15 protein-coding genes and 1 pseudogene are annotated in these 23,633 nt (G+C 47.2%); 1 reads left to right on the top strand and 15 read right to left on the bottom strand.

Going from position 1 to position 23,633, the window contains the following annotated elements; genetic code table 11:
• Positions 1-6: 6 nt before the first annotated feature.
• The 5 genes from FJQ58_RS23610 to FJQ58_RS23590 form a co-directional block, all read right to left on the bottom strand.
• The gene (locus tag FJQ58_RS23610; RefSeq protein ID WP_238404427.1) at positions 7-5,178 is read right to left on the bottom strand and encodes an S-layer homology domain-containing protein; all 5,172 of its coding nucleotides are present in this window, start codon (positions 5,176-5,178) and stop codon (positions 7-9) included.
• Positions 5,179-5,486: 308 nt separating this feature from the next.
• Positions 5,487-7,094, bottom strand: a complete 1,608-nt coding sequence (locus FJQ58_RS23605; RefSeq protein WP_139997263.1) for a hypothetical protein — start codon at positions 7,092-7,094, stop codon at positions 5,487-5,489.
• Positions 7,078-7,794: an ABC transporter ATP-binding protein gene (locus tag FJQ58_RS23600; RefSeq protein WP_139997262.1), complete on the bottom strand. Its 717-nt coding sequence runs from the start codon at positions 7,792-7,794 to the stop codon at positions 7,078-7,080. Before FJQ58_RS23600 ends, FJQ58_RS23605 begins: the two co-directional genes overlap by 17 nt.
• A gap of 274 nt (positions 7,795-8,068) precedes the next feature.
• Complete coding sequence (locus FJQ58_RS23595) at positions 8,069-9,322, bottom strand: MFS transporter (RefSeq protein WP_140000009.1); 1,254 nt, start codon at positions 9,320-9,322, stop codon at positions 8,069-8,071.
• A gap of 117 nt (positions 9,323-9,439) precedes the next feature.
• Positions 9,440-10,210, bottom strand: coding sequence for a class I SAM-dependent methyltransferase (locus FJQ58_RS23590; RefSeq protein WP_139997261.1), 771 nt, complete (start codon positions 10,208-10,210; stop codon positions 9,440-9,442).
• A gap of 224 nt (positions 10,211-10,434) precedes the next feature.
• On the opposite strand from FJQ58_RS23590, the gene FJQ58_RS23585 reads away from it, so the two are divergent.
• The gene (locus tag FJQ58_RS23585; protein WP_139997260.1) at positions 10,435-11,658 is read left to right on the top strand and encodes a GDSL-type esterase/lipase family protein; all 1,224 of its coding nucleotides are present in this window, start codon (positions 10,435-10,437) and stop codon (positions 11,656-11,658) included.
• Positions 11,659-11,781: 123 nt separating this feature from the next.
• Here the strand turns inward: FJQ58_RS23585 and FJQ58_RS23580 are convergent.
• The 10 genes and pseudogenes from FJQ58_RS23580 to FJQ58_RS23535 form a co-directional block, all read right to left on the bottom strand.
• Positions 11,782-12,145, bottom strand: a pseudogene (locus tag FJQ58_RS23580) (family 43 glycosylhydrolase); the annotation flags it as partial.
• Positions 12,146-12,159: 14 nt separating this feature from the next.
• Complete coding sequence (locus FJQ58_RS23575; protein WP_139997259.1) at positions 12,160-13,689, bottom strand: glycoside hydrolase family 43 protein; 1,530 nt, start codon at positions 13,687-13,689, stop codon at positions 12,160-12,162.
• A 128-nt stretch (positions 13,690-13,817) separates the two neighbouring features.
• Positions 13,818-15,107 carry an endo-1,4-beta-xylanase gene (locus FJQ58_RS23570; protein ID WP_139997258.1) on the bottom strand — a complete coding sequence of 430 codons (1,290 nt, stop codon included), beginning with the start codon at positions 15,105-15,107 and terminating at the stop codon, positions 13,818-13,820.
• Between the two features lie 141 nt (positions 15,108-15,248).
• Positions 15,249-16,199 (bottom strand): carbohydrate ABC transporter permease, encoded by a 951-nt coding sequence (locus FJQ58_RS23565; RefSeq protein WP_139997257.1) that lies wholly within the window; start codon positions 16,197-16,199, stop codon positions 15,249-15,251.
• Positions 16,200-16,215: 16 nt separating this feature from the next.
• Entirely contained in the window at positions 16,216-17,124 is a 909-nt protein-coding gene (locus tag FJQ58_RS23560) for a carbohydrate ABC transporter permease (protein WP_139997256.1), read from the bottom strand.
• Positions 17,121-19,673, bottom strand: a complete 2,553-nt coding sequence (locus FJQ58_RS23555) for a DUF5696 domain-containing protein (protein WP_139997255.1) — start codon at positions 19,671-19,673, stop codon at positions 17,121-17,123. The genes FJQ58_RS23560 and FJQ58_RS23555 overlap by 4 nt, the downstream gene beginning before the upstream one ends.
• A 17-nt stretch (positions 19,674-19,690) precedes the next feature.
• Positions 19,691-20,317, bottom strand: a complete 627-nt coding sequence (locus FJQ58_RS23550; protein WP_139997254.1) for a Yip1 family protein — start codon at positions 20,315-20,317, stop codon at positions 19,691-19,693.
• A complete protein-coding gene (locus FJQ58_RS23545; RefSeq protein WP_139997253.1) occupies positions 20,310-21,767 on the bottom strand; it encodes a hypothetical protein in 1,458 nt (485 codons plus the stop codon). Before FJQ58_RS23545 ends, FJQ58_RS23550 begins: the two co-directional genes overlap by 8 nt.
• Before the next feature lie 16 nt (positions 21,768-21,783).
• A complete protein-coding gene (locus tag FJQ58_RS23540; protein WP_140000008.1) occupies positions 21,784-22,647 on the bottom strand; it encodes a carbohydrate ABC transporter permease in 864 nt (287 codons plus the stop codon).
• Between the two features lie 14 nt (positions 22,648-22,661).
• On the bottom strand, positions 22,662-23,618 hold the full coding sequence (locus tag FJQ58_RS23535) for a carbohydrate ABC transporter permease (protein ID WP_139997252.1): 957 nt from the start codon (positions 23,616-23,618) through the stop codon (positions 22,662-22,664).
• Positions 23,619-23,633: the final 15 nt, after the last annotated feature.

Here is a 23,633-nt window from a genome sequence, read left to right as displayed (position 1 = left end):
TCCCCTTTATTTAATCAGTAGATTGTATACGAGTTGGGCCGCCTCCGCCCGCGTCGCCTTGCTCTGAGGCGCAAACAGGTTGCTTCCTCTTCCACGAACCAAGTTCGCTTCTTCGGCAGCGTCAATGTAGGGTAGAGCCCATCTCGGAATATCATGCGCATCTACGTAGCCGACTGTCGCCTCTGGCTTCGGTTGAATGCCGGCCGAACGTACGATCATCACAACCATTTCCGCACGGCTGATGAATTGGTCTGGGGCAAACTGATCTGCGCTTACCCCTGTAACGATTCCGGCTTGAATGGCTGCGGCTATGCTATCCGCATACCATGCATCCGCTTTGACGTCGTCGAACGGTTGCTTTGTAATGCCCGTCTCCAGGTTTAAAGCATTAGCAAGTAAGGTTACGAATTCTGCTCTGGTCGTTGTTCCTTCAGGGTTAAATCGCGATTCATCCACACCATTGACCATATGCTTTGCTGCTAATATTTGAAGCACCCGCTTCGCCCAGTGACCTTCTTTCACGTCGCTGAAAGCTTTGTTGTATTCCATAACCGAATACACGCCAGAATGCTGCAGCGTCACCTTAACTTGATTCATCGCCTCATCGATTTCGCCGCCGACATATCTCCATTGCAGCTTCGCCTTATCGTAATCGTAAATACCGAGAAGCTCCTGATCGACTTGATTAGGATCGTAAGGCAGAGATAGCGTCATGCCGCCTGAGACTATGCCGGTTGCAATTTCGCGATGATCGGAGGACTTAAGTTTGACATCGAAAACATAAGCTTCACCTGCGATTTTCATCATTGCTTTGCTGCCGCTGAGCGGTGCGTTTACGATAGCCGCATCATTGGTAGGGCTGATGGTTATTTCAATATAAGAACCCGCGTCAATGCCTGAATATTCTCTGAGACTATCCAGCTTCTCTTGGCTTATGGTCATCGACACTTTACCACGGTACACTTGAAGCGGATAATTCCCAACTCCCGATAAGAGGACGACAGCTCTCGATTGGCCTTCCTCTAGCTTCACTTGAGCCGCCCCGTCCTTAATCTCTACCTTGGAGCGGACGATGCCGACTTGGCCTCCAGAACTTCCATTGCCTTCTCCATCCGCTTTCTCGCCCAATGCGGTGATCGCTGCTTCGTTGGAATGACCGCTTTCGCCATATGCGTCATAGGCTTCCGCAATAAAGTAATAGGTCGTTCCCTTGGTAAGCCCCGATACCGTATAATGGGTCGCGCTTCCCGCATCAATCTTGCTCGAATACACTCCGCTGGCTGTCCCGTATTTAATGTAATAGCCTGTCGCTCCGGATATCGCGCTCCAACTCAATTGCGCCTCTCCGTTTCCGGCTATCGCACTAATCGTTGGAGCAATAAATCTCTGTTTGCCAAGAATCAAATACCCATATTGAATCGGGGCTTTTCCCGCTCCGATGCCGCTGTTGTATTCAATCCATCCGTTTCTGGCATCTCCATTGCCCGAGTTGACGAAGCTTCCGTCGCTATAATTGGCAAGTACAGAGATTCCCAAGGCGGAGCCGTCGTTAACTGAAACTCCTCCCGGGAGGATTTCGCCCCAAGGAATACTCAGTTCGTAACTCGTAGACTTCGTTGCCTCGTCTCTGGAAATCGCCATCTGCCCTGCTGTAAACTCACCTGTTGTTTTGCCGGCAATGGCATTGTAACGATACCCGACAGCCTGGCCGTCATCGGTTAATCCGAAGGCGAATTCTGAATATCCCTTGCTTCCCGGAACCGATCCTCTTTCGGGATCGATAGCGATTTGAATGCTGGAGCCTTTCCACAAATCGGCCGCATTCAAGATCGGCAAACGGTGTACGTCTTCCGTAACCTTGATTGCGATATACAAATTGTCTTCATCCCACCTGGTATGGCCTAAAGCATTTAACCTTTGCAGAGACCATTGATCAGTGAAGGTGCTTTCAATATTCCTCACCTGGTCTCTCTGATTCATGACAAACTCAGGAGAACCCCATTCTTGAATGGAGCCGTCAATCGTCGGGCTCGATGGCGTGAATAAGCTGCGCAAGGCACTTACTTGTTTGTTTACTTTAATCCTTCTCGACTCGGTGACAGTTCCCGTCGTATCGTAAACCTTGTATTGCAGAGAATGCTCTCCGTTGCTTAAGCCCTTTACGGTATAGGCATATGGCGATGCCGTCATTTCCTGTATTAATTTATCATCCACGTACAGCTCAACTTTTTGAATGGGTTGTATTCCCGCGATATAAGGCATGGTCTGTAAATCAGCCACATTTAATTGGTGACCATCGCGAAAGGTTGCGAAATCAACCATTTTCGGTTGCTCGGTTTCCGGGACGGTCGGTCCGGTAGTTAGATGGACAGCCTCAGAAGCAGCCCCTACATTTCCGCTCCGATCCTCCGCTTCTACCTTGTAATAATACGTCGTGTTTGGCTGTGCTTCTTCCCTGTCAATAAAATTTGCCGTAGCGGATTCTCCCACCATATTGGAATAAGCCGGCGAAAACGCCGCGTCTTCGCTTCGATAGATGTTATAGTGCAGGATCCCGTTCCCTTGATCTTCTCCCTCTGCCCAGGATAGCTCAGGATAATCGTTAAGCGTCGCGGTAACTTGATTTACCGTCGAAGGAATCGATTCATCAAGCGGCAGCACTCTTGTATTGCCGTCAAACCCTGTACCCTGTTGCCATGATCCAAGACTTGTATAGATTGTTCCATGATAAATCGAGCTGAAGGCTAGCGCTTCGTTAGCAACATTATTATGATCAATAACATCAAAGTTCGTGTTTGTTGCAATATCGAAAATAGTAAAGTTCGTTATTCCTCTGGCAACCGCAATGTGATTATCATAAATCTTATTTCCCGTCCACGTTCCATGGGGATTAGAAGCGCTGTTGACCCCCGCTGTGTTCTCTATATCTACAATAATCATATTATTGGCGACATCCAGATCATGCTCGCCCGATGAGAGATCGGGTCTGCCCGTGAAATTCCCGAGCGCGATTTGACCCTTTCCGTTCGACTGCTGCCCTTGATTGCCTCTGACTTTGTTATTCCATATTTTTGTTCCGTAGTTACTCATTGTCGTTATGCCGTTACCTTTGTTATCGTGCGCGTAATTATACTGAACGGTAATATTGTCACAGTACCAATCCACGTTAACCCCTGATCCGTCATAACCCGATCCGGCGTCCTTCATGTTATAAACCTCGTTGAATTTAATGACCGAATCTCGGGAGGCGATGATCCACAAGCCGCCTGGTCCCCAAGTGTCCACGCCGAGCCCTCCGTCATGAACAACATTTCTTTCGATAACGGAATGATGGGCATTTTGCAGGACAATTCCTTGGCTGGCCGTATGATGGACGTAATTCCCGCGGATGTTAAAGTTTCCAAACAGCATCTGGGACCGCAAATCCTCGTTTTTCGCGGTATCCCATCCGGCTGTGGTTATTCCATACCAACCCACATGATAGACCTCATTGTTGATGATCGAAACATCCGTTACAACCTCTTTGATGTCGGATCCCGGAATCAATGCCGTAATCATAATGCCATTGCTATTACTGTTGTAATTAGCGCTGTATACGGTATTCTCTTCAATTCGAAGATTTTCGTACTGCTGGGCATGATCATAAATAACGTTAATTCCTGCAGTAATATTGCTCCACGATAACGTTGAGGAGGTTAGGATATTAACGGCCAATCCCTTAATCGTCCAGTGGCTTAAATTATGTCCAGTAACCACACTTCCGCCGTATGGAGCATTCCACGAGATGACAGGCTTAGCGCCTGAGCCGTATGAAGAAACCGTAATCGGATGCTCCTTCGAGCCGGAGCCGCTCAGAACCAGCGGTTCATTCCATGCGTCGCCGGATTTTAAGAGAATGGAATCCCCTGCGCTAAAAGCCGAAATATTGATTTTATTAAGCGTTTTCCATGCGCGTTCAGCGCTTAAGCCATCGTTCGCATCATCGCCAGTGCTGGAACTAACATAATAAGCGGTGTGACCCTCCGAATGATTAGGCGCCACTATCTTCTGAACCTCGACATGATCAAAGTCCGCCGTTGCCCTCGACATCTTCAACGCAATCTTTCCGGCTGCAATAGAGGTGTCTTCCGTGGACAACAGTTTATCGCCGTTAATATAAAAGTCGATGGTTTTCCCTCCTGCTACACCTTTAAATGTGTAGGCCTTACCCTCTTCCATACTGAACACCGTTTCTGTAAGCGTTGTCAAAACTCCGTCCAATACTTTGACAATCTGAATTTTCCCAGCTTCGGTATACTGCAAATCATATCTGTTCAGGCTATCCTGATATCTCAGGCTTAAGCCAACCGTTCCATCCTCGCTTATGGCTGTCGGCATCACTTGGGCTTGTACGGAATAATTAGCCCAAGCGCTATGGCCTGCATGAGAAATACCGCCGCTGCTCTCCGTTTGCGAATAAACTCGATTAGCAGACAGATCTGTCACGGCAACATGATCGAATTGCGCCGTAGAGGCCCATGTGGCAAGCGCTACCTTCCCCGATGGAATATAACTGTTCTCATCCGCAGTCTCGATAACCAAATCACCGTCTTTATACACACGGATTTGGTTCCCTATCACATCGATTTGCAGATGCACGAATTTCGAGACATTAAGAGAAGGACCATCGTAGGCCTGTAACCAATCCTGAGCGCTGCCGTTTTGTTTCATTAACCTGATGTACGATTCACTCATATACAAATAATAAAAATTCTGGTTATCCTGATGCCGAAACTCCAGCATCGCTCCAGCCCCGCTGATCAGCTTCACATCCGCTTCAAAGGAGTAATCTGTCCAAGCATTGCTCCCTGCAATTAGCTCTGCTCCCCCGTTGCTGGAACTCTGTTGATAGACGTTAGAAGAGTCGCCTTGTTCGCTAGACCACTCGCCACCATTAGGTGTCCACCCTTTGGCGCCTTCATTCTCGAATTCATCAGTGAATAGAGTTACTCCCGTACGATTAACGGTAGCCCAGGAGCCGCTCTCAGGAGTCCAGGCCGCAGCTTCTTCATCTTCAAAATTATCAAAAAAAATCGTGCTTTCATCTGCTTGAGCATACGAAATATTCGTTCCCGAAGGCCAGCCCATCGTCAACAGCATCGCTACCATCACAACTAAGAAAACTCGTTTCCAGATCATTTTCCTCAAATTCATAACCCCCTGTGATTGAATCCCCCTCGTAACATCATTATCCTATCATTCCGTCCAGCTCCATTAACATGTGCTTATCTTTGAAACTGCTATGTGTTTTGGTGGTATTTTAGCCTCAACATTTAAAAAAACTAATCAAGCACAGCCCGTATGGAATCGCGAATAAAGATTGGCAATAAAAATGAACCATCCATTGTGATGTCACAACGTTTGGTTCATTTGTATCAGCATGTGAGTAGCCAATCCGTCCGCAGTACGACAAGCTATGAATCATTCGTGAATGTTCATCCTAACCGTTATTTCACCCGGAACGTTCTCGGCCCGTACTTCTTCACTAGAATAAGAGCAACGACTACATAGGCTAGAGCTGCGACAACCGTAATTGCCGTGAATGAATCAGCTTGTGGCCTCAGCACAATACTAACTCCACTCATAGACGACACAGCCATACTTAGCACAAAATAAAGCGGATTTTTCATATTAAGCTCCGTCGAATACGGTTGAAGAATATAGTACATAAACAAATGATGCACGGTATAAAAGATAGCCATCGCCATCACACAGACCCAAAATAAAAGCAGCTCTCTATTCAGCCACTCTCCTCCGGCAGCAGCTGTGACAGCTGACAATGACACTCCAAAAGCAGCAGCAATCCGCAGATTCAAGCTAAGCATTCGCCCAAGTCGAATGAGAAAGTGCTGATAGGCTGCGCTGCGATAGAAGCTATACCTCATCAGACTAAGATCGCAATTGTAGAACATCGCTTTGCAAAGATTCTCGCCTGTCGACATGAAATACATCATTAACGGCAGGAAGGGGAAGAGCAATCCCAAGCTCCATTGCATCCCAAATAGCTGCCCTTGGAATAGAAGCATAAGGATAACACCGGCTGCTAAGGCAGCACCAATGATCATTAACCGTTTATTCATAGGACCATTTACCAGGCTTCTATGTCTGAGAAAGAATATCTCGTTCAGATAGGCATGTCCTTCTTTTCCATCAACCTTATGCTTCTGGCTTAGGGTTAAGTCGTCATCACTATCCTTCGACTTTACGCTCTTCTTCTGTGCATCTGTCATCATTCGGCCTAAATTCAGCAGAGGATCATCCCGCTTACTGGCCGCATCGACAGCTTCCATATATTTGGGATAACGGGCCAGTTGAATGACTGCGAATAAGCCTCCCGCTATGATTACAATGCAGACTGGCAAACTCATAAGAAGCGCTTCCGTTAATAGAGCCTTGCCAAGCAGGAGCGGCAAATACGCAGCAGCATATCCTATGAGGATAACGCACCATACAAAAGCAGTTTGTTTAATAAGCACCATGCCTGTTTTCTCAAAAAGCATAAGATGTGCGTACTCTGCCGCAATCCGCCATAGCGTAAGCAATAACGTGAAGAGAAGCGCTTCTAAAACAGAGGCTCCGAGAAGAGTACCAAACACAAGCATGGCAGGTACCAAATAGACAAAAAAAGTCACATACCGGTAAACGAGCGATACCTGCATATATCTTCTAGGAGACAACCTCATCATTTTGACAGCTAAGTATTTCTCCCGCTTCGGTTCAAGTACAGACGCACTGCTGACGGCTGCTACAATAAAGCTGATGATGATGAAAATATGTATAAACTGCGATAGCCGAAACTGCTGTGTCATCTCCTCTCCTAAGCCCATTACGGGAATAAAAATAAGTAATCCGACGTAAACAAATCGCAGAAAAAATCCCCATAGCTGGGTCAGCAGCAGTGCAATAATAGCAACGCCTTTTTTAAGATCCAAATTAGCATAAAGGCTGTTCTTGACTAGCTTTCCGATGAAAGGCAGCTTCTGAATGTAATAGATGAGCAGATTGGCTGTGATAGAGGTACGGATAGCCAGCAGTGTACTAAGTGTTCTCAGCATGCGACTCATCCTTCAGCAGGTTAATGACGGATTGCTCAAATTCCGCGCTTTGCAACAGCTCTGACGGTACGGAGGACAGCTTGCCTTTGTTCAATACGACTAGTTCATCACATAAATCAGACGCTAATTGCAAAATATGTGTGGAGAATATGAGAATATGATCGCTCTTCATCTCTTTGAGCATGTTCTTCATCTCCAGTGCAACAATGACATCAAAGGAGGTAAGCGGCTCATCGAGCAGGATGACCGGAGGCTTCGTAATGAGAAATAGCAGCATCTGCAGCTTATTCTTCATCCCATGTGAATAGCCTTTAATCAACTTGTGGCGATCCTCCGCCGTCATGCTCATCATGTCAAAATACTCGTCAATCGACTTTTCCATCTGGAGCTTATTCCGATTAATATCCATGAAAAACTTCACAAACTCAAAACCCGTCAGAAATTCGGGTAGAATCGGAAGTGAATACACATATCCAACATCCTGCTCACTTATTTTACGTGTGCGTCCATTCTCCTCCAGCAGCACCTGTCCGCCATCCATGTTCTTCTCTCCGCTCAAGCAGTCGAACAGTGTCGTCTTTCCCGCCCCGTTACGCCCTAGCAGTCCGTATATCTTCCCTTTCTCAAAGGTAAATCCCGCTCCTTGAAGCACCTGTTTATCCTCAAACTGCTTCTTAATATGGTCTAGAATTAAACGCAATGGCTGTTCCTCCGTTCATTTCATAAATGCAATATCCTATGTATACGAAATTGGAAATGAAAAGTCTCATGTACTGAATAAGCAATGGGCTGATCCATTACATTTTTCTGGCGTCTCCTAGCAGCACCAGACTAGACGCACAAAAAAAGGGCAAACAGGATCATAGCCTGTCGCCCTTTACCCTTTACTATATTTTCAATTAGAGACGCCGAATCCGCCACATTCGCGCTGTCATGATAAATCCCGCTCTACTGCCACCTATTTTGTCAGCAAACTAATTTTGTGAGGCATCTTTTGTTACCGGCATTCCGGCTTCAACCAAACGTTTGTTACGAATGAAAACAAATGAGAGGATGACCATAAGCAAGCCTGTCCCGATCAGTAGTCCTTCAATCTCAACCACATCCGAAAGCGGACCGAATATCAGCATCCCGATTGGCATCATCGAAGTCGATATCATACCGAAGACTCCGAATATACGACCCATGTAATCGGGGTCCACCTTCTCTTGCAGCAAGACAGTCGTTGGTGTATTAAAGACGGGCACAGCCACGCCGAATACAGCCATCGCCGCTAAGTAAATCCAAAATAGAGGGGCAATCCCTAGAATGATGGTACAAACGCCCATAATCAGGTTAGCAATGGTCATCGTATGTACTTTGTTACGGAAGCCGCCCCATGAGGCAATAATGGCTCCGCCAGCCATCATCCCGATGGAGAAAGCAATTTCAATAGCGGTCAATCGCCAATAATCTTCTCCAAAGCTTCGTGTCACCTGCAAAGGTGTTAGAAATGCAGCTGGAGCCATCAATACAAAGAAGAAAGCGAAAAAAATAAAGAAGGTTTTGAGAAAGCTGTGATTTTTAATGTAGCTTAAGCCCTGTTTAAAATCATCCAAATAGCTCGTTGTTTGTGTATCCGACGCCTTTTTATGCAAGGGAATCTTCAGAAAGGTTAATAGTGTAAAGATAGCTATCGCCGCTGTAACAACGTCAATAAAGAAAATGACTTCAATGGTTGCCATGGTAAGTAACGTCGCACTTACAATCGGTGCAACAAACATCATGAGCGCTTGCAGGCTACCGTTTATTCCATTTACCCTCGTCAGCTTATCCTCTGGGACGATTTGCGGTATGATTGCTCCAACTGCTGGCGTCTGAATGCCCGCTCCAAGCGCGCGAACAGCAGCGATGACAAACAACAACCAAATTTCGTCATAGCCCAGCAAAAAAGTGATTGCGAGCAGCAGCGTGACCATGGCAATCATAGCATCGGCTATCCATATGAGATGCTTCCGATTAAAGCGGTCTGCCCACACGCCTGCAAATGGTGATAGTAGAAAGGTTGGAATAAACCCGCAGACAATAAATAATGTCATCATCATGCCCGATTTGGTAGTCAGCGTAATGTACCACATAATCGCATATTGAACGAGTGAGGAACCGAATAACGATAGGGTCTGACTACTCAAAAAGATAATAATATCTCGTTTCCAATGCTTTTTGTTACGCTCATCGGTTGGTGTCATTTTGCCCGGCTTGCTCCTCTCTGTTTTTTGTAGCATTCTTTCATTGTACCTAAATTCCTTATATTAAGTAATGACCAAATATAAATTTTCTAATCGGATGCAACAGGCAGACTAGCTCTATTTCGGCTTAATCGCCATTACTCTTAACCGTTTATAATCCGCATACCATGAGCCGTCATGGAACAATTCATCTCGGGCTTTCACTGCTATCCTTGAACAAGCGTCATGCCGCTCGGCTTCGGAGAGTGCTGTGAAGAAATGGTCAGCAAAAGCCTTAAGCCAATGCTGCAAGCCTTGTTCATTGTCTACCATCTTCGTTGGTCGATCGAAATGAGCCGCATAAGTGACGCGGAAACCTTGCTGCTCCAACAATGTGCTGTACTCAGCAATGCTTGGGAAATACCATGGATTCAGCTTGGCGTCATTCAGACCATAGTCCGCGCGCAGCACCTCACCAATAGTTTGAACAATGGTCTGCACATTTCCTTTCCCGCCAAACTCTGCAACAAATCTGCCACCAGGATTTAAATGATTCCACACGCCAGCCAGTACCGATTGCGGACTCTTCATCCAATGCAGAGCTGCGTTAGAAAAGACGGCATCGAACTTGTCATCTAAGGTGAATTGTTCGCCATTGCCGACAAGAAATTTAATTTCAGGATATTTGCACTGCGCCTGCTTAATCATAGGCTCTGATAAATCCATCCCAGTCACATATGCGCCGGCCTGACTTATTTCGTGCGCCAGATCTCCTGTTCCACAGCCCAAGTCGAAGATTCGTTCACCCTTAATCGGATTCAGAAGCCGCACAACATCCTTGCCAAATTCAGATACAAACCCCAGCTTGCTGTCATAATGATCGGATTGCCAAACTTGCTCAGAACCCATAATTCCATCCCCCAACATTTGTGTTAGGGATAGTATGGCATTTTTTTATTTATAAGTTAAATATATTAAAACTATTTTATTTATAGTTATAGACTATATACAAAGATTTTTTTCTATTGCGGAAGCCCGTACTTCATTTTTTCATTAACTATGCTTTGACAGGTTTGCTGTTCGGCCGGTTTGTACTAAGATAGACAAATTGAGCCTAAGAAAGGGGAATAACGATGACAGACGATCTATCCTTAGACGCTACCGAGAAAGGCGTTGAGATGAACTCGGAATCTTATCACCAAATGATCACCCAATCGCTGCTCGACAAGGGAAACAATAAGCGATTGAAAGCCGCCATGGAAAAGGCCAAGAGAGGCGATAAGATTACGCTTGCTTTCATAGGCGGCTCCATTACTCATGGAGCCGGAGCAGAACCGCTCCATACGTCCTGTTACGCCTATCAAACATTTACCGCTTTCAAAGAAATGTATGGTAAAAACGGAGGAAATCAGATTCACTTTATTAAAGCTGGCTTAGGAGGCACGCCTTCTGAACTGGGCATGATTCGCTATGAGCGGGATGTCCTTAGAAACGGAACGGTTCAGCCTGACATCGTCGTCGTGGAGTTTGCCGTCAATGACGCCGACGACGAGACAAAAGGCATTTGCTACGAAAGTCTTGTACTCAAAATTTTAAATGCCGCCAATGCACCTGCCGTCATACTGCTGTTCAGCGTATTCGAAAACGATTGGAATCTGCAGGATCGACTTTCTCCCGTCGGCTGGCATTATGAACTTCCCATGGTGAGCGTAAAGGATGCGGTGTCTAACCAATTTTCAAAGTCAAAGGATGAAGGCAATGTCATTTCCAAGTCGCAATTTTTTAGCGATATCTATCATCCAACCAATGCGGGACACCGCGTTATGGCCGACTGCCTCAGTTGGCTATTCAAGGAGACTGATCGATGCGCACTGAATCAAGAGGATATCGCCCTCAACAAACCGCCGGTGCTCGGCAACGATTTCGCCGACGTTCGTTTGCTGGATAGGGTCAATGGCTCTAGTATAGCAAAGATTACGGAAGGTAGCTTCTACGCGTCCGACACCGAACTTCAACTGGCAGAGCTGGACGATCAACCCTATGGCACAGCCCAATTCCCCAACAACTGGATGCATACATCCGAATCCGGCAGCGACAGCTTCACCATTTCGATTCACTGCAAAAGCCTGATTCTCATTTTCAAAAATTCCGGTAGCAACGATTTCGGTAACGCTGATATTTGGGTTGACGGAAAGCTTGTAAAGGTAGCGGAGTCTCAAACCGTCAAGTGGACACGTTGCCACGCCCTTATTTTGTATCAGGAGCAGCAATCGAGAGCGCATACAGTGGAAATCAGGATGGCTGCAGAACATGAGAGCAAACGATTTACGATATTGGGGTTCGGCTATGTACAATAGTCAATTTCAACTAACTATACGCTAAGAATACCTTGTTACTCCTATACTTCTGTAGTAATAATAACCCTACTTCATAAAAGCCCTTCTGCCCGGTTTTACCGTAGGCTCGAAGGGCTTCTATTTAAGCGGCCACCTCTCTTCCGTCCATGTGACGGGAGAAAGAAATGTCTCTCTGCCGAGATAGTGTTTATTCGGATATCCATGCGGCCTGATGCCGAGAAATACAGCCCACCATTCCCCATCCGGCGTTTGAACGAGTTGCATGTCCCATTGCATGAATGGTCTTCGACTGGCTGCGATGGGTTAAGATCGGATGGTGCGGACAGCTTACGAAAGGTCCATACGGACGTTCGTATCTAGCGATCGTTTCCATATGGCCGTATTCGGTGCCGCCTTCGGCAATCATCAAGTAATACCAGCTTCCGAAACGATAAATATGCGGTGCTTCCGGATACTGGCCACCCGTTCCCGTCCAGAGGAACCTTATTGTTGCGTAAATAATTAAATCAGATTCACATAGCGGAAGTAATCGAAATCAACGAAACCGCCAGCTTGCTTCATGGCGTAATTGAACAGCCCGAATCGGTAGCCCATAAAATGCTCGAGCCTGTATTGCATACGAAACGGATCGCCGATTGCATGCCAATTCACGCCGTCCGATGAATAGCGGAAGCAGGCAATATCCTCGCGATCGCCATTATCGAACTGACACTCTATTTGCAAGTAGACTTGGTCACCCTCATATTTTACGCGTTCAACTGTGATTTCCCCTTGACCGCCGTCCACTCTGCCATTGACGCACATGGCAACGTAACGGTTGTCATTGTCGTCGACCTGAATACCGACGGAGCCGAAAGCATATTGCAGCAAGACCAATCCTGCACGGTCACCTCGTTTCATAGCCTTGATGTCCATAACCGTTGTACCGACACATGCCGGACCTACAGTACGTTGTGTTAACGTATTGCGGGCAAATTCTACGCTATTCGTGGTAGGTCCCGTCGTTAGGCGCAAGCAGCCCGGTCGCTCCGTGACCGACCATTTACTATGGTCGGGATTATGATTCCATTGCCAATGAAGCGCTAGGCGGTTCTCCCCATAATCGAACTCATCACTGATGACAAGCGGCTTTAACTCCGAGCTGGGGAGCTTCACTTCAAACGTCTTCGGCACTTTGCCTTGTTGCCCCAAAACTGGCCAGTCATTATCCCAAATGACCGGCAGAACGCATGGAATACGGCCAACGGCCCCGTGATCCTGGAACAGTACCGCATACCAATCCCCTTCTGACGTATCAAAAATGCCACCTTGTGCGATGCCATTGTTCCGATAATCCATTTGATCATCGAGTACTAGCTTGCGCTCGTATGGACCAAGCAGATCACGTGAACGATAGCATAGCTGTCTGCGGCGCTTATTGCCTGCATTTGGCCAATCGATGAAAAATAAATAATAATAACCATTGATTTTGTAGGCATGGCAGCCCTCGGCACGAAGCATAATCCCTTCTCGTTCGGTCTCGAGCAGCAACTGATTGATACCGTCAGGCTTTAGAGCAGTTGCATTCTCTGACAGCTCTGTAATTCGAATATCGCCATTGCCATGGAAGACAAACACACGGCCATCGTCGTCGAACAGCATGCTCGGATCATGGTGAAGTCCTTGAATAACGTTACGTTTCCATTTCCCATTCTCGATATCCGCGGTCGTATATACATAGAACTGATTCATATCCAAACTCGAGAAACACACATAAAAGATGCCGTCGCGATAGCGTAAGCTGGCAGCCCATGACCCTTTGCCGTAAATGCCTTTACCATCCAGCAAATTGTGCGCGTCATTATCCTCAAACGTCTCGTATACGTAATTAACAAGCTCCCAATCCTGCAGATTCTCGGACTTCATAATCGGGCAGCCCGGCATGGAATGCATGCTTGTGCTGATCATATAGAAGGTCGATTCTACACGAATTACACTCGGATCTGGAACGTCCCCCCAGATGACTGGATTCGTTATTGTCGTTTTGTTCATCGCTATCTCCTCTATTTAGGTCTGGATTAATCCATCATCCAACCAGTCTAGCCTGTATGCGTTAGGGCAACAACCCGTCTATCTATAGGGTTTCCCACGCAAATTATAGGCGGTACTTTTTTATACGTTTATGGTCGTACTTGCCCAGATGGATCGACGACGGCCCAGAATGCCGGCTTCGCATGAAGCTGCTTGTCGAAGAGGAATGGCGCGTTGGTACGCGTCACCGGGAAGCTGTTCAACCACGTATGGTCGTCCGCAATCCCCCAAAATACAACGCCGCTAAGAATGTCCTTATTGTCTCTAAAAGCCTCAAACAGCTCGCGATATCTATCCGCCTGCTTCTGCAGCAGGTCATCCGGGATGTCGCTGCCAACATCGCTGCGATCGTTCCATGCGTAGAGACTCATATCCAGCTCTGTTACGAGATTATCCAGACCTAGCTCAGCGAACTTCTTCATCGATTCGATAATCGAATTCACCGTCGGTCCGAATAGATCAATATGCGTCTGATGACCGACACCATCAATCGGCACGCCTTTGTTCAGCATTTCCTTCACAAGCTCATACAATCGGTCTCGCTTCGCCGGATTGTCCGTACCGTAATCATTAATGTACAGTTTTGCCTCGGCTCCGCCCGCTTCGCGTGCCGCTCGGAATGCCGTCTCGATAAAGTCTGTACCCGTTATCTTATACCATTCGCTAGCCCGCATCCCATCCGGATCGGCTGTTTCTATGACTTCATTGACGACGTCCCATGATTGAATATCGTCCTTGTATCGTTCGACAATTGTGCGGACATGCGTATCGACACGCTGCAGCAGCAGCTTCTTGTTCGCTTCGCGCTTAGCCTCGTCTATCTCCTCAATCATTGGCTTTCCTTCAGCATCCTTAAAGAACCAAGCACCAACCTGACTATGCCAAAGCAGGGTATGGAAGCGCACTTCCATGTTGTTTTCTTTCGCAAACGCTACGATTCGATCCGTATTCCCCCAATTGAAATTGCCTTCCGTAGGTTGGATCGCATCGGGCTTCATCACGTTCTCCGCAACTAGCCAATTCACGTGCTTCTTAAGCATCTCTGCCTTTAGGCCCGCCATCTGGGCCGGCTCAATGGCAGCTCCGACCTTGAAGTAATCAGCGAATGTCTCCGCAAGCGAGGGAATATCCTGCTCGACTGATGGTTCTGGCGTAGGAGTTGGCTTCAAGGTTGGAGCCGGAGCCGCACTCGCTTCGAGAGTGCTTAAAGGCTGGGTATCTTCGGTATTCATGTTGCCCACAGGTGCTTCCGTCTGAAGCAACGCCGCTTCATTCGCGGTTTCCGCTTGATACTTATTGAAGATAAGTACAGCAACAACTGCGATTAAGGTGACAGCAGCTATTATGCTGTATATTAGCTTGTTTCTTTTTTGACTCATTTCGTTTGACCGCCTTTCGTCTTTCAACTTTCATTCGTAAGCTTGTTTGCACACCAAACCTCTAAGCAGCAATAAGCGCCTTGCGGGCAGCAGGCCAAGTGGCTGGCCCCGCAAGGCGCTATACATGCGTCAGAAGTTCCCTTAACCGACGATTCCGGTACGCTCGATACTTTCGACAAAATACCTTTGAACAAATAAATACAGAATAACGAGCGGCAAGATCGCAAGTAAAATACCGGTATCCTGCACCATGCTCATAAAAAACGGGTCTTTATTGGTCGTTGCGCCGCCTTCAAGCAAGATTTGCAAGTTGTAAGGAAGGGATGACAACTGCGTGGACATTACTTTGCTCGACGTCAGATAGGTTGTCGTGAAGAAGCTATCATTCCACTGCCACACAAAGGAGAAGAGCAATACGGTAACGATGGACGGAATTGCATTGGGCAGCATGATGCGAAGGAACGTCGAGCCAATGCCCGCCCCATCAATGTATGCCGCTTCCTCCACCTCCTTCGGAATACCGCGGAAAAACTGCCGGAAGATAAAGATGTACAGCCCTGCCTTCAGCGAGTTCGCTGTAAGGGAAGTTAGAATGAATGGCCAGTAAGAATCCAGCAGATTCAAGGACTTTCCTCCGGTTAACAACGGGATCAAACCTAGAAGCGTAAAGTCCTTCAAGTTCATATAGATCGGAATGAGAATGGTCGTAGGCGGAACCAAGATGGTTAGTATAACGCCACCGAACAGCAAATTACTTCCTTTGAACTTTAATCTGGCGAACGCATAACCTGCGAACGCACAGGAAGCGGCGGTCATGATTGTCGTCATGCTAGATAGCACAAACGTATTTAATAGCGTTTCCCAATAATCCATAATAGAGATCGCTTGCTTGAAATTGTCGAGCGTAAAGTGCTCTGGAATGAACACGACGATTGGCGAATATAGGTCCGCCTTGTCTTTAATCGCCGTCGAAATCTTTTGAATAATGGGGTACAAGATAACGAACGACAATCCGATGATCAGCACAAGCCGAATGATCGTCCACAGTCCTCGCTTCCAGCTCTCCAATGATAACAATCGGGCCAATATCAACGTTCTCACTCTCCTTCTATTCCTGGTAGAAGACCCGTTTGGATATGAAGTACGTACTAACTAATAGAATGATCATAATGACCAGGAAGTAGATCCACGCCATCGCCGAGCTAAGCCCGAAATTAAAGGTGGTAAATCCGGTTTCTTTGATTAGCGTCGTCATATTGTTCCTGGAGAAGGAGTCGATAATCGTATAAATGACGTTTACAAGTATGAGTGGACTAACCATCGGAAACGTAATTTTCCAAAATGCCTCATACCCGGTCGCTCCTTCGATTTTGGAAGCCTCATACAGCTGCGGCGAGATGGTCTGAATGCCCGCTAGGAAAATAAGAATTTGCACGCCGGATTGACTGACGATCTGATAAATCCTCTCGACCGCATCCATCAGGTACAAGACAATATCTTGATTTACTCCGGATCTCACCATAATGTTTGCCAGCTCTAACGTCCCGCTCGAAAATACGCCACCGTTCGCATTTTGTTCGTTGATGGCTTGCACTAAGCTTGATGCCTCCAAAGTCGCAATGACGCCGGAAGCCAGTATAACTGGAAGGAAAAAAATCGATCTTGCGAGTGCTCTCCCGACGAACTTTTGATTCAGCAGCACAGCCAGAAACAAGCTAAAAATAACGATAAGGGGAACGTTTACGACCATGTTCACCACCGACTCCGTCAACGTTCGATTAAAGCTCGTATTGACGGTGAGAGCTTCAACATAGTTCGCGAATCCAATGTATTTCATTGTCATCCCGTTCGCATTAGCCTTAATAGAGCTGAAGCTGTATTGCAGCGAACTTAATAAAGGAATAAGAAAGAAAAATAGAAATCCAAGCAGCCAAGGCAGCACGTAAAGAAAGCCCCACAACGCCTTCTGCTCGTTGTACGTTCTTGATCGGAATACACGCTTCGTTATCGTTCTCATGATTGCTCACCACCCGTCACATAACCCTCGGCCTCTATCGTCATCCCGTTTACTGTTATATTCGTCGCATTGTAGTTAACGATGACGTACGTCCCGTTTGCATAGACGGTTTTGAACAGACCTTCGGCTAGCTTCTCGTGCGCAACGATACGCTCATTCTGAACTTTACTCAGTACGCCGTTCACTTCAGTATAAATATGTGCAGCCTGCTCCAGCCACTGGTCATAATTGACCGCATATAGCTTGCTGAATTCCGTATCCTTAACCTTATAATTCGGCTCGTGGATCCATTCGAAATATACACCAGAGCCGTACTCGAGACATTTCAGAATGTACTGTCTTACATTCGTGTAGCTAGTCAAATTATAGGGAGAACCCGTGTAATCGATATTGCCGCGAATCACCATTTGGAAAAATGGAATCTCTTGGTCCTCGAGCTTATAGCGACTATTCGTTAAAGGTGCGTCCGTAATATCTGATAAATAAGGCAGTGCGTAAGCATTGCCGCCCTCGGCCAAAATTTTTAAATTGGCTTCACGAATGTTGTTCAACGCCTGAGTAGAAATACCCTCCGACTCTGTACGGTCGATTAGTTTGTTTTTGCGGAAATCGCTATTCAACTTGTCGGCCATATCACGAAGTGAGATCCCGTCCGTTTTAAAGCCTTCCATGTCCTTTAAAATTGCATCCACATACGTACCGACACGTCTTGGCGATACGACGTAGGATGGAAACTTCGTGCGGTCTCGTCGCCCTAGAGCAAGGTCAAGTGGATAAAATGACGAAGGCACGCCTCGCAGAGAACGCGACGCATCCTCCTTCTCGTTGAAGCCCTTATCCGTGTGCGCGCTCAGAATAGCGACGTCAGGATAGAGGTCTACGCCCTGCTCCTTTGCGAACAACGCCAAGCTGCGCAAGCCTTTGGCACCGCCAATCGACCTGTCTACCGATAGTTCCTCGGGTACTTTATGATCGAATCCGCCGTTAAACCAGCCGGCATATCGAAGCTTAATATTAGCGATGCCGAGCTTCTGCATTTCGCTAATCATTTCCTCCGCCTGCTTGAACGTAGTAAGAGGCTCAAGCGTCTTGTAAGGGATGCCGGCGAAATGCTTCTGTTTCGAAATGCTTCCCACCACCTGAACGTAGAACGGAAGCTCACTATCCGCGCTTCCCTTCTTCGACACCGGCAAACCGCCCTGGCTCTCCAAATATTGACGATAATACTCGGCCATGCCTTGATACGACGCTGACTTGCCCGTAAGGAAGACATAACGCACTGTAAAATCACTTTTCATCGGCTGCTCTTGGAACTTCGGCAGCGTGCGCTCCGATCCGTTCGCTTGAAGCGTAAGCTCCCCTTTGTTCGTAACATTGAAGGTCGGATAAACATAATTGTAGCTGTTCAATTTGCCGCTGATATCCGCATTGATCGTCGCAACAGGCGCTCCTTCTTCAATAATGCCAAGGAATGCGTTGCCTTCCCTGATCATGCCGAATACCGGCAGCCTGACGGTTTGTTCGTTAATCGCGTTCTCGACTCTCTCCATTGCCTGGTCATTACCATATACCGACTGCTGGTAAGCAGGATACTTCGTCTTGCCATTGTTGAAGGAGATGAGCGCGCCGGAGCCGTCCGGAACGAAGATCGAGCCATTCTCCTCGCTCCCCGCTGCACCAAAGAAGCCCAGCATGGAAACGTTGCTGACCGGATACTCGCTAGGAGACTGAATTTCCTTGGACGGCACCTTCACTACAAGACTCTCCGCTTCGAGCTTATACTCAATGCTAGCGAGGAAAATTCTCGGTGCAGGCGAATCCTGCGAGAAGTTCAGTTCAGCCATATCCTTCTCCAAATCCTCTTGCGTATAGCCGGCATCCTCGAATGCTTTGAATACGCGATCAAGCTGAAGACCGTTCAGCGCTTGATCATTCCGTGTGTAGATCCCCTTATCCTCATTTTTGGTATACCCAATACGGAAGGCGCGCTGACCTGCCTTATCAAGCTTGCCCGTCAATTCCTCAAAACGAGCCTCGCTTAACATGAGTGGCAGATCCATGGCGGTTCTCTCCGCCTTACCAAATTTATAGGTTACTTTGACTCCGCTATCCATTGTTTCGTACTTAACCTGCTTGTACGCAACACTGTCCAGGAACGTATTGATAGAATTGACCTGTCCAAAGCTGTTATAGTAATCTATTTTCATTTGCGAGGACAGCAAACCCTTGTTCACTCCGGTCGCGATAGGATCTGCCTCCGCTTCGAGGGGATTGCTATGCCATACTTCGCCGCCGCTTTTGTTAAGCACAGCAATGGCGCCCGTCTCCTCGTTGATGAACAGCCTGAGCCGCTCATTCTCGGCGATTCCCTTCATATCAGCAAGACGCGCATCCGTAAACGAAGCGTTAATTGCCTTTCCTTGCACGAATGACGCCTCTAACTGCTGCATGTCTGCCGCTTGGTTTGCGTTACCCGAGCTGGAGCAGCCGGCGACCAGCAGTCCGGTTGCGAGAAACGCGGACAAGATGGCATTTCTGGCCATACGCATCTAACGTTCCTCCTTTCCTAATTCCTCAAGGTGATTTCTTGATATAAGATCGTGATGAAAGTAACAATTTGTTGAATCAAACTAAAAAACAATAAGCAGAGAAACGCCATGAACCCGATGGCAATCAGCGAAAGCATCATCGTTACGATGGTCTTGCTTGGCGTAAATTGATGAACGGTCATATTTCCAACAAATAGAAGGTAGAGCGACCAAAGAGCAGCAAAGCTGTTGAAGAAATAATAAAACGTGGTCTCCTGCATAGAAATGACATTACTTAGCCAAATCCATGGGAAGTTGATAATCACCAATGGCAGCAGTGCGAAACAGGTGGATGTGAAGATATCAACGAATTTCCCTTCACCATCCATTAGGGTTGTAAGCGACCAGTTCGCTACACACCAGAATAAGACGGGCACGAGAACATAAGTGATCTCCATTAAGCTGTTCATGTATTTAGGATTGTAGATGTTCACTAAAAAACCGCTGTACTGACTGCTAAGTACGTTAGTCAAGATCAGCATCAGCAGAATCCCAAACGACAAGATCAAGTTCAGCTTCTTATTCTGTTCGTATTTCAGCTCCCAATAACCGTTAAAGGGATGCATGATGACATATAACGGAAATTTAATGAACTCTTTATTCAAACGAAACGCCCCTCTTTCTAGCCTGCTTCTTCCGATAAGTCCTGATAATCAGGGTAACGGCGGCTATTCCGATGACAACCGTCATCACGGTGCTGAAGTTTTCTCTTAACACTTCTTTGCGGTAAAGGAGAAACGCCTTGGAATAATTGGGTTGATCTAGGCTTTGCTTGAAGTAACGCATCGCTTCCTTATAGTCGCCCTGCCTTAGAATCGCCTTGCCGATACCGGAATAAGCGAAATCCAGATTTGTGTTCATATTAATCGTCTGCTTATACAGCTGAAGCGCCTTGTCTTCCTCGCCTCGGTAATAGCTTCTGACGGCTTCGTTCAACGTTCGGCCGTACTCCGTCGTCTGGAACAACGTCAATTCACCAAATGCTTTGTCCAGAACGAGGAAATCGTCCCCAACCCGTTCAATGGCAACAGGCGTGTTGAACTCGCCGATCCGATTGCCCATGCCGCCGAACACGTACATGAACTGCCCGTCTCCGTTATACGTGAAGATCCGGCCTCTCTTCGAGTCAAGAACCGAATAAATTTCACTGTCCGTAATATCGACATCAATAAGCCTGGAGGGACCAAGATCACGCATATAGTTAATGTCACCCTGCGGATCGTATAAACCGGTTCTTCGTAAGATATCGTTTCCTTGCGCGTTCAGCTTGCGGATGGTGTCACCCGAATCTCCGCTGGTCGCGTAAATGAAGCCTTCATCATTAATGTCCATATTGGTAAACTCCGTTGGCGTGAACATGACCATTTGGCTGCGCTGCGCCTTCGTCGACAGCCGCTTCCAGAACAGCTCCACCGGATCCACCCAGACACGGTTCGCACCGATGTAAGAAGTGAATGCGCCCTCCGCGCTAAATTCCATCAGCCCGTCGAACACACCTACCGCCATGACATAGATGCGCTGCGCTTTGTCCATGACGACCCGCACCGGTTGAAAGTCGAAGTTGCCCGGCAGCAGATCGGATTCAGGCTTCTCCACGATTTGCACCAGCTGGCCTTGTTCATCCAGATGAACGACTCGCTTCTTTCCCGTATCGGCAATCAGCACATGCTTCTGCTCCGTTATAAAGATCCCTTGAGGATTCAGAAACGTATCGGCAGCTCCGTCGTTATTGAAGCTATTGATCATTGCCTTCTGACGATAATTGTTGTCTAGAACAACTATCCGATTATTGCCGGAATCGAGTATATAAATTTCATTGTCCGCCGTTACATGCAGATCGCTTGGATCTTTAAACGCGCCTATACCCAGCGAGGTGCCGGTCATTAGAGTCGTAGCCTCGTATGCGGAAGGAGATACGACCGTATCTCCCCAGACGGAATAGTTGTAAGAGTCGCCGCCCGCAGCATAAGCTAGCGATCCTCCTGTGCTTATGCCGATTAAGCAGCATATGGCCGCAAGGAGATAAGCTCTTAGTCTGGTCTTCATCTTCAACATCGTGCAAATCTCCCTTCTACTCTTTCATCCCGGAAGTCGCCATCGTCTGGATGACGCTGCTCTGCGAGATGATGAAGAGCGTAATCGGAACAACCATCAAGATGAGCGCGACAGCCGCTCCGACGCCAGCGCGCGCAATACCACCGAGCGTAATCTGACCCAGCGCGTAATGCAGCGTCTTCAGGTTCTCACTATAGATGAAGCTGCCTCCGTCTGTTCCCCAAAGCATAGGAAACTGCAAAATCATAAGCGTGAGCCAAGCCGGTTTTACGTTCGGCATCACGATGCTCCAATAGATCCGGTACTCGCTCGCTCCATCAATCTTGGCGGCTTCCAGCAAAGCTGTCGGAAGCTGCTCCATGAATTGCTTCATTAGAAACAAGCCTAATGGAAATGCGAGCGAAGGAACGATAATAGACGCATGCGTATTGATCCAGCCAAGCCAAGACATCACCATATAGTTTGGAATCGCTGTAACATGAGCAGAGAACATCAGCGAAAGAACAACGATCGAGAACAGCGTCTTCGAGCCGAGGAACTGATATTTAGCGAGCGGGTACGCCGCAGCGGAAGCCAGCAAAATATGTCCTACCGTTCCGACGAGCGTAATAAGCAATGTATTCGCAATGTAACGCGACAACGGAACCCATGAATTGCCCATCAAGGCAACTAAATCATAAAAGTTGTCCAATGTCGGATTATTCACGAAAAAGCGCGGTGGGAAAATAAACAATTCGTCCAGCGGCTTGAAGGCGTTGTTCACTGCATAAATCAGGGGCAGCACCATAAACGCTCCGAACAGGGCGAGAAACGCGAACAATATGAAGCTAACCGTAAACGAACGGTTCAGACGCTTCGTCGTCCGAAATGCGGTCATCATTTTAACGACCAACGTTACTCACCTACCTTTCTGAGCAATTTTTGCGTCAATTTGTTAGTCCCGATCATAATACCGAACAGCACAGTCGCAATCGCCGAAGCGTAACCCATTTCGAAACGAATCGTCCCGTAGTCCATCAAATGGGTAACAACCGTATGTGCCGCGTAGTTAACGCTCGGGAAACCTGCGAGTGCGATCGTAATATCAGCCACCGCAAGAGAACCCGTAATTTGCAAAACGGCGCCAAACAGCAACTGCGGCCTCATGGAAGGCAGAGTGATGAACCATAATTCCTGCCAGCGGTTTTTTATTCCGTCTACGACTCCCGCTTCTACCAGCGTCCGATCAATCGTTTGCAGTCCTGCGATAAAGGCAAGGAAACTAGTGCCTAAGCTGAGCCACAGCTGTACAATCATGACGATCATCAGAATGTATTTTTCATTCGTCAGCCATTGGATCGGTTCCAAAATAAATCCATATTTAATCAAAAATCCGTTCATATAGCCGTAACGGTCTCCCGAAAATACAATCAGCCAAATAAAAAATACATTGCCGGAAATCGCCGGCGCATAAAAGATTAAAGTCATAACCGCCCTTATTTTGGGCGATAGCTCGTTAATGACCCATGCAAAGAAAAAGCAGGCGATATAGCTGACCGGACCGGTAATGATTGCGAAGATGAATGTGTTTTTCAATGCAATCATAAAGATATCGTCGTTCAGAAATAATCTGGAGTAGTTCTGCCATCCGACAAACCGCGGAAATTCGAGCATGTTAAAGTAAAAGAAGCTAAGTATGAGCGAGAATACGACGGGAATGACCGTAAAGGTAAAGAAAATAAGCATGTACGGGCTCATCAAAAGATAATAATGCTTATTTTTCTTCAGCTCCGTCCATACATGGGACAACTTCGACTTTTTCTTCGGATGGATAAGATTAGGTACGGCTTGACTGGTTGTTTCGGCTTGCATTGAACTCCACCCCCA

The organism is Paenibacillus paridis (assembly GCF_006345825.1).
GTDB classification, from domain to species: domain Bacteria; phylum Bacillota; class Bacilli; order Paenibacillales; family Paenibacillaceae; genus Pristimantibacillus; species Pristimantibacillus paridis.
Note: the sequence above shows the minus strand (reverse complement) of the source record. Positions and strands in the feature narration are given on the sequence as shown.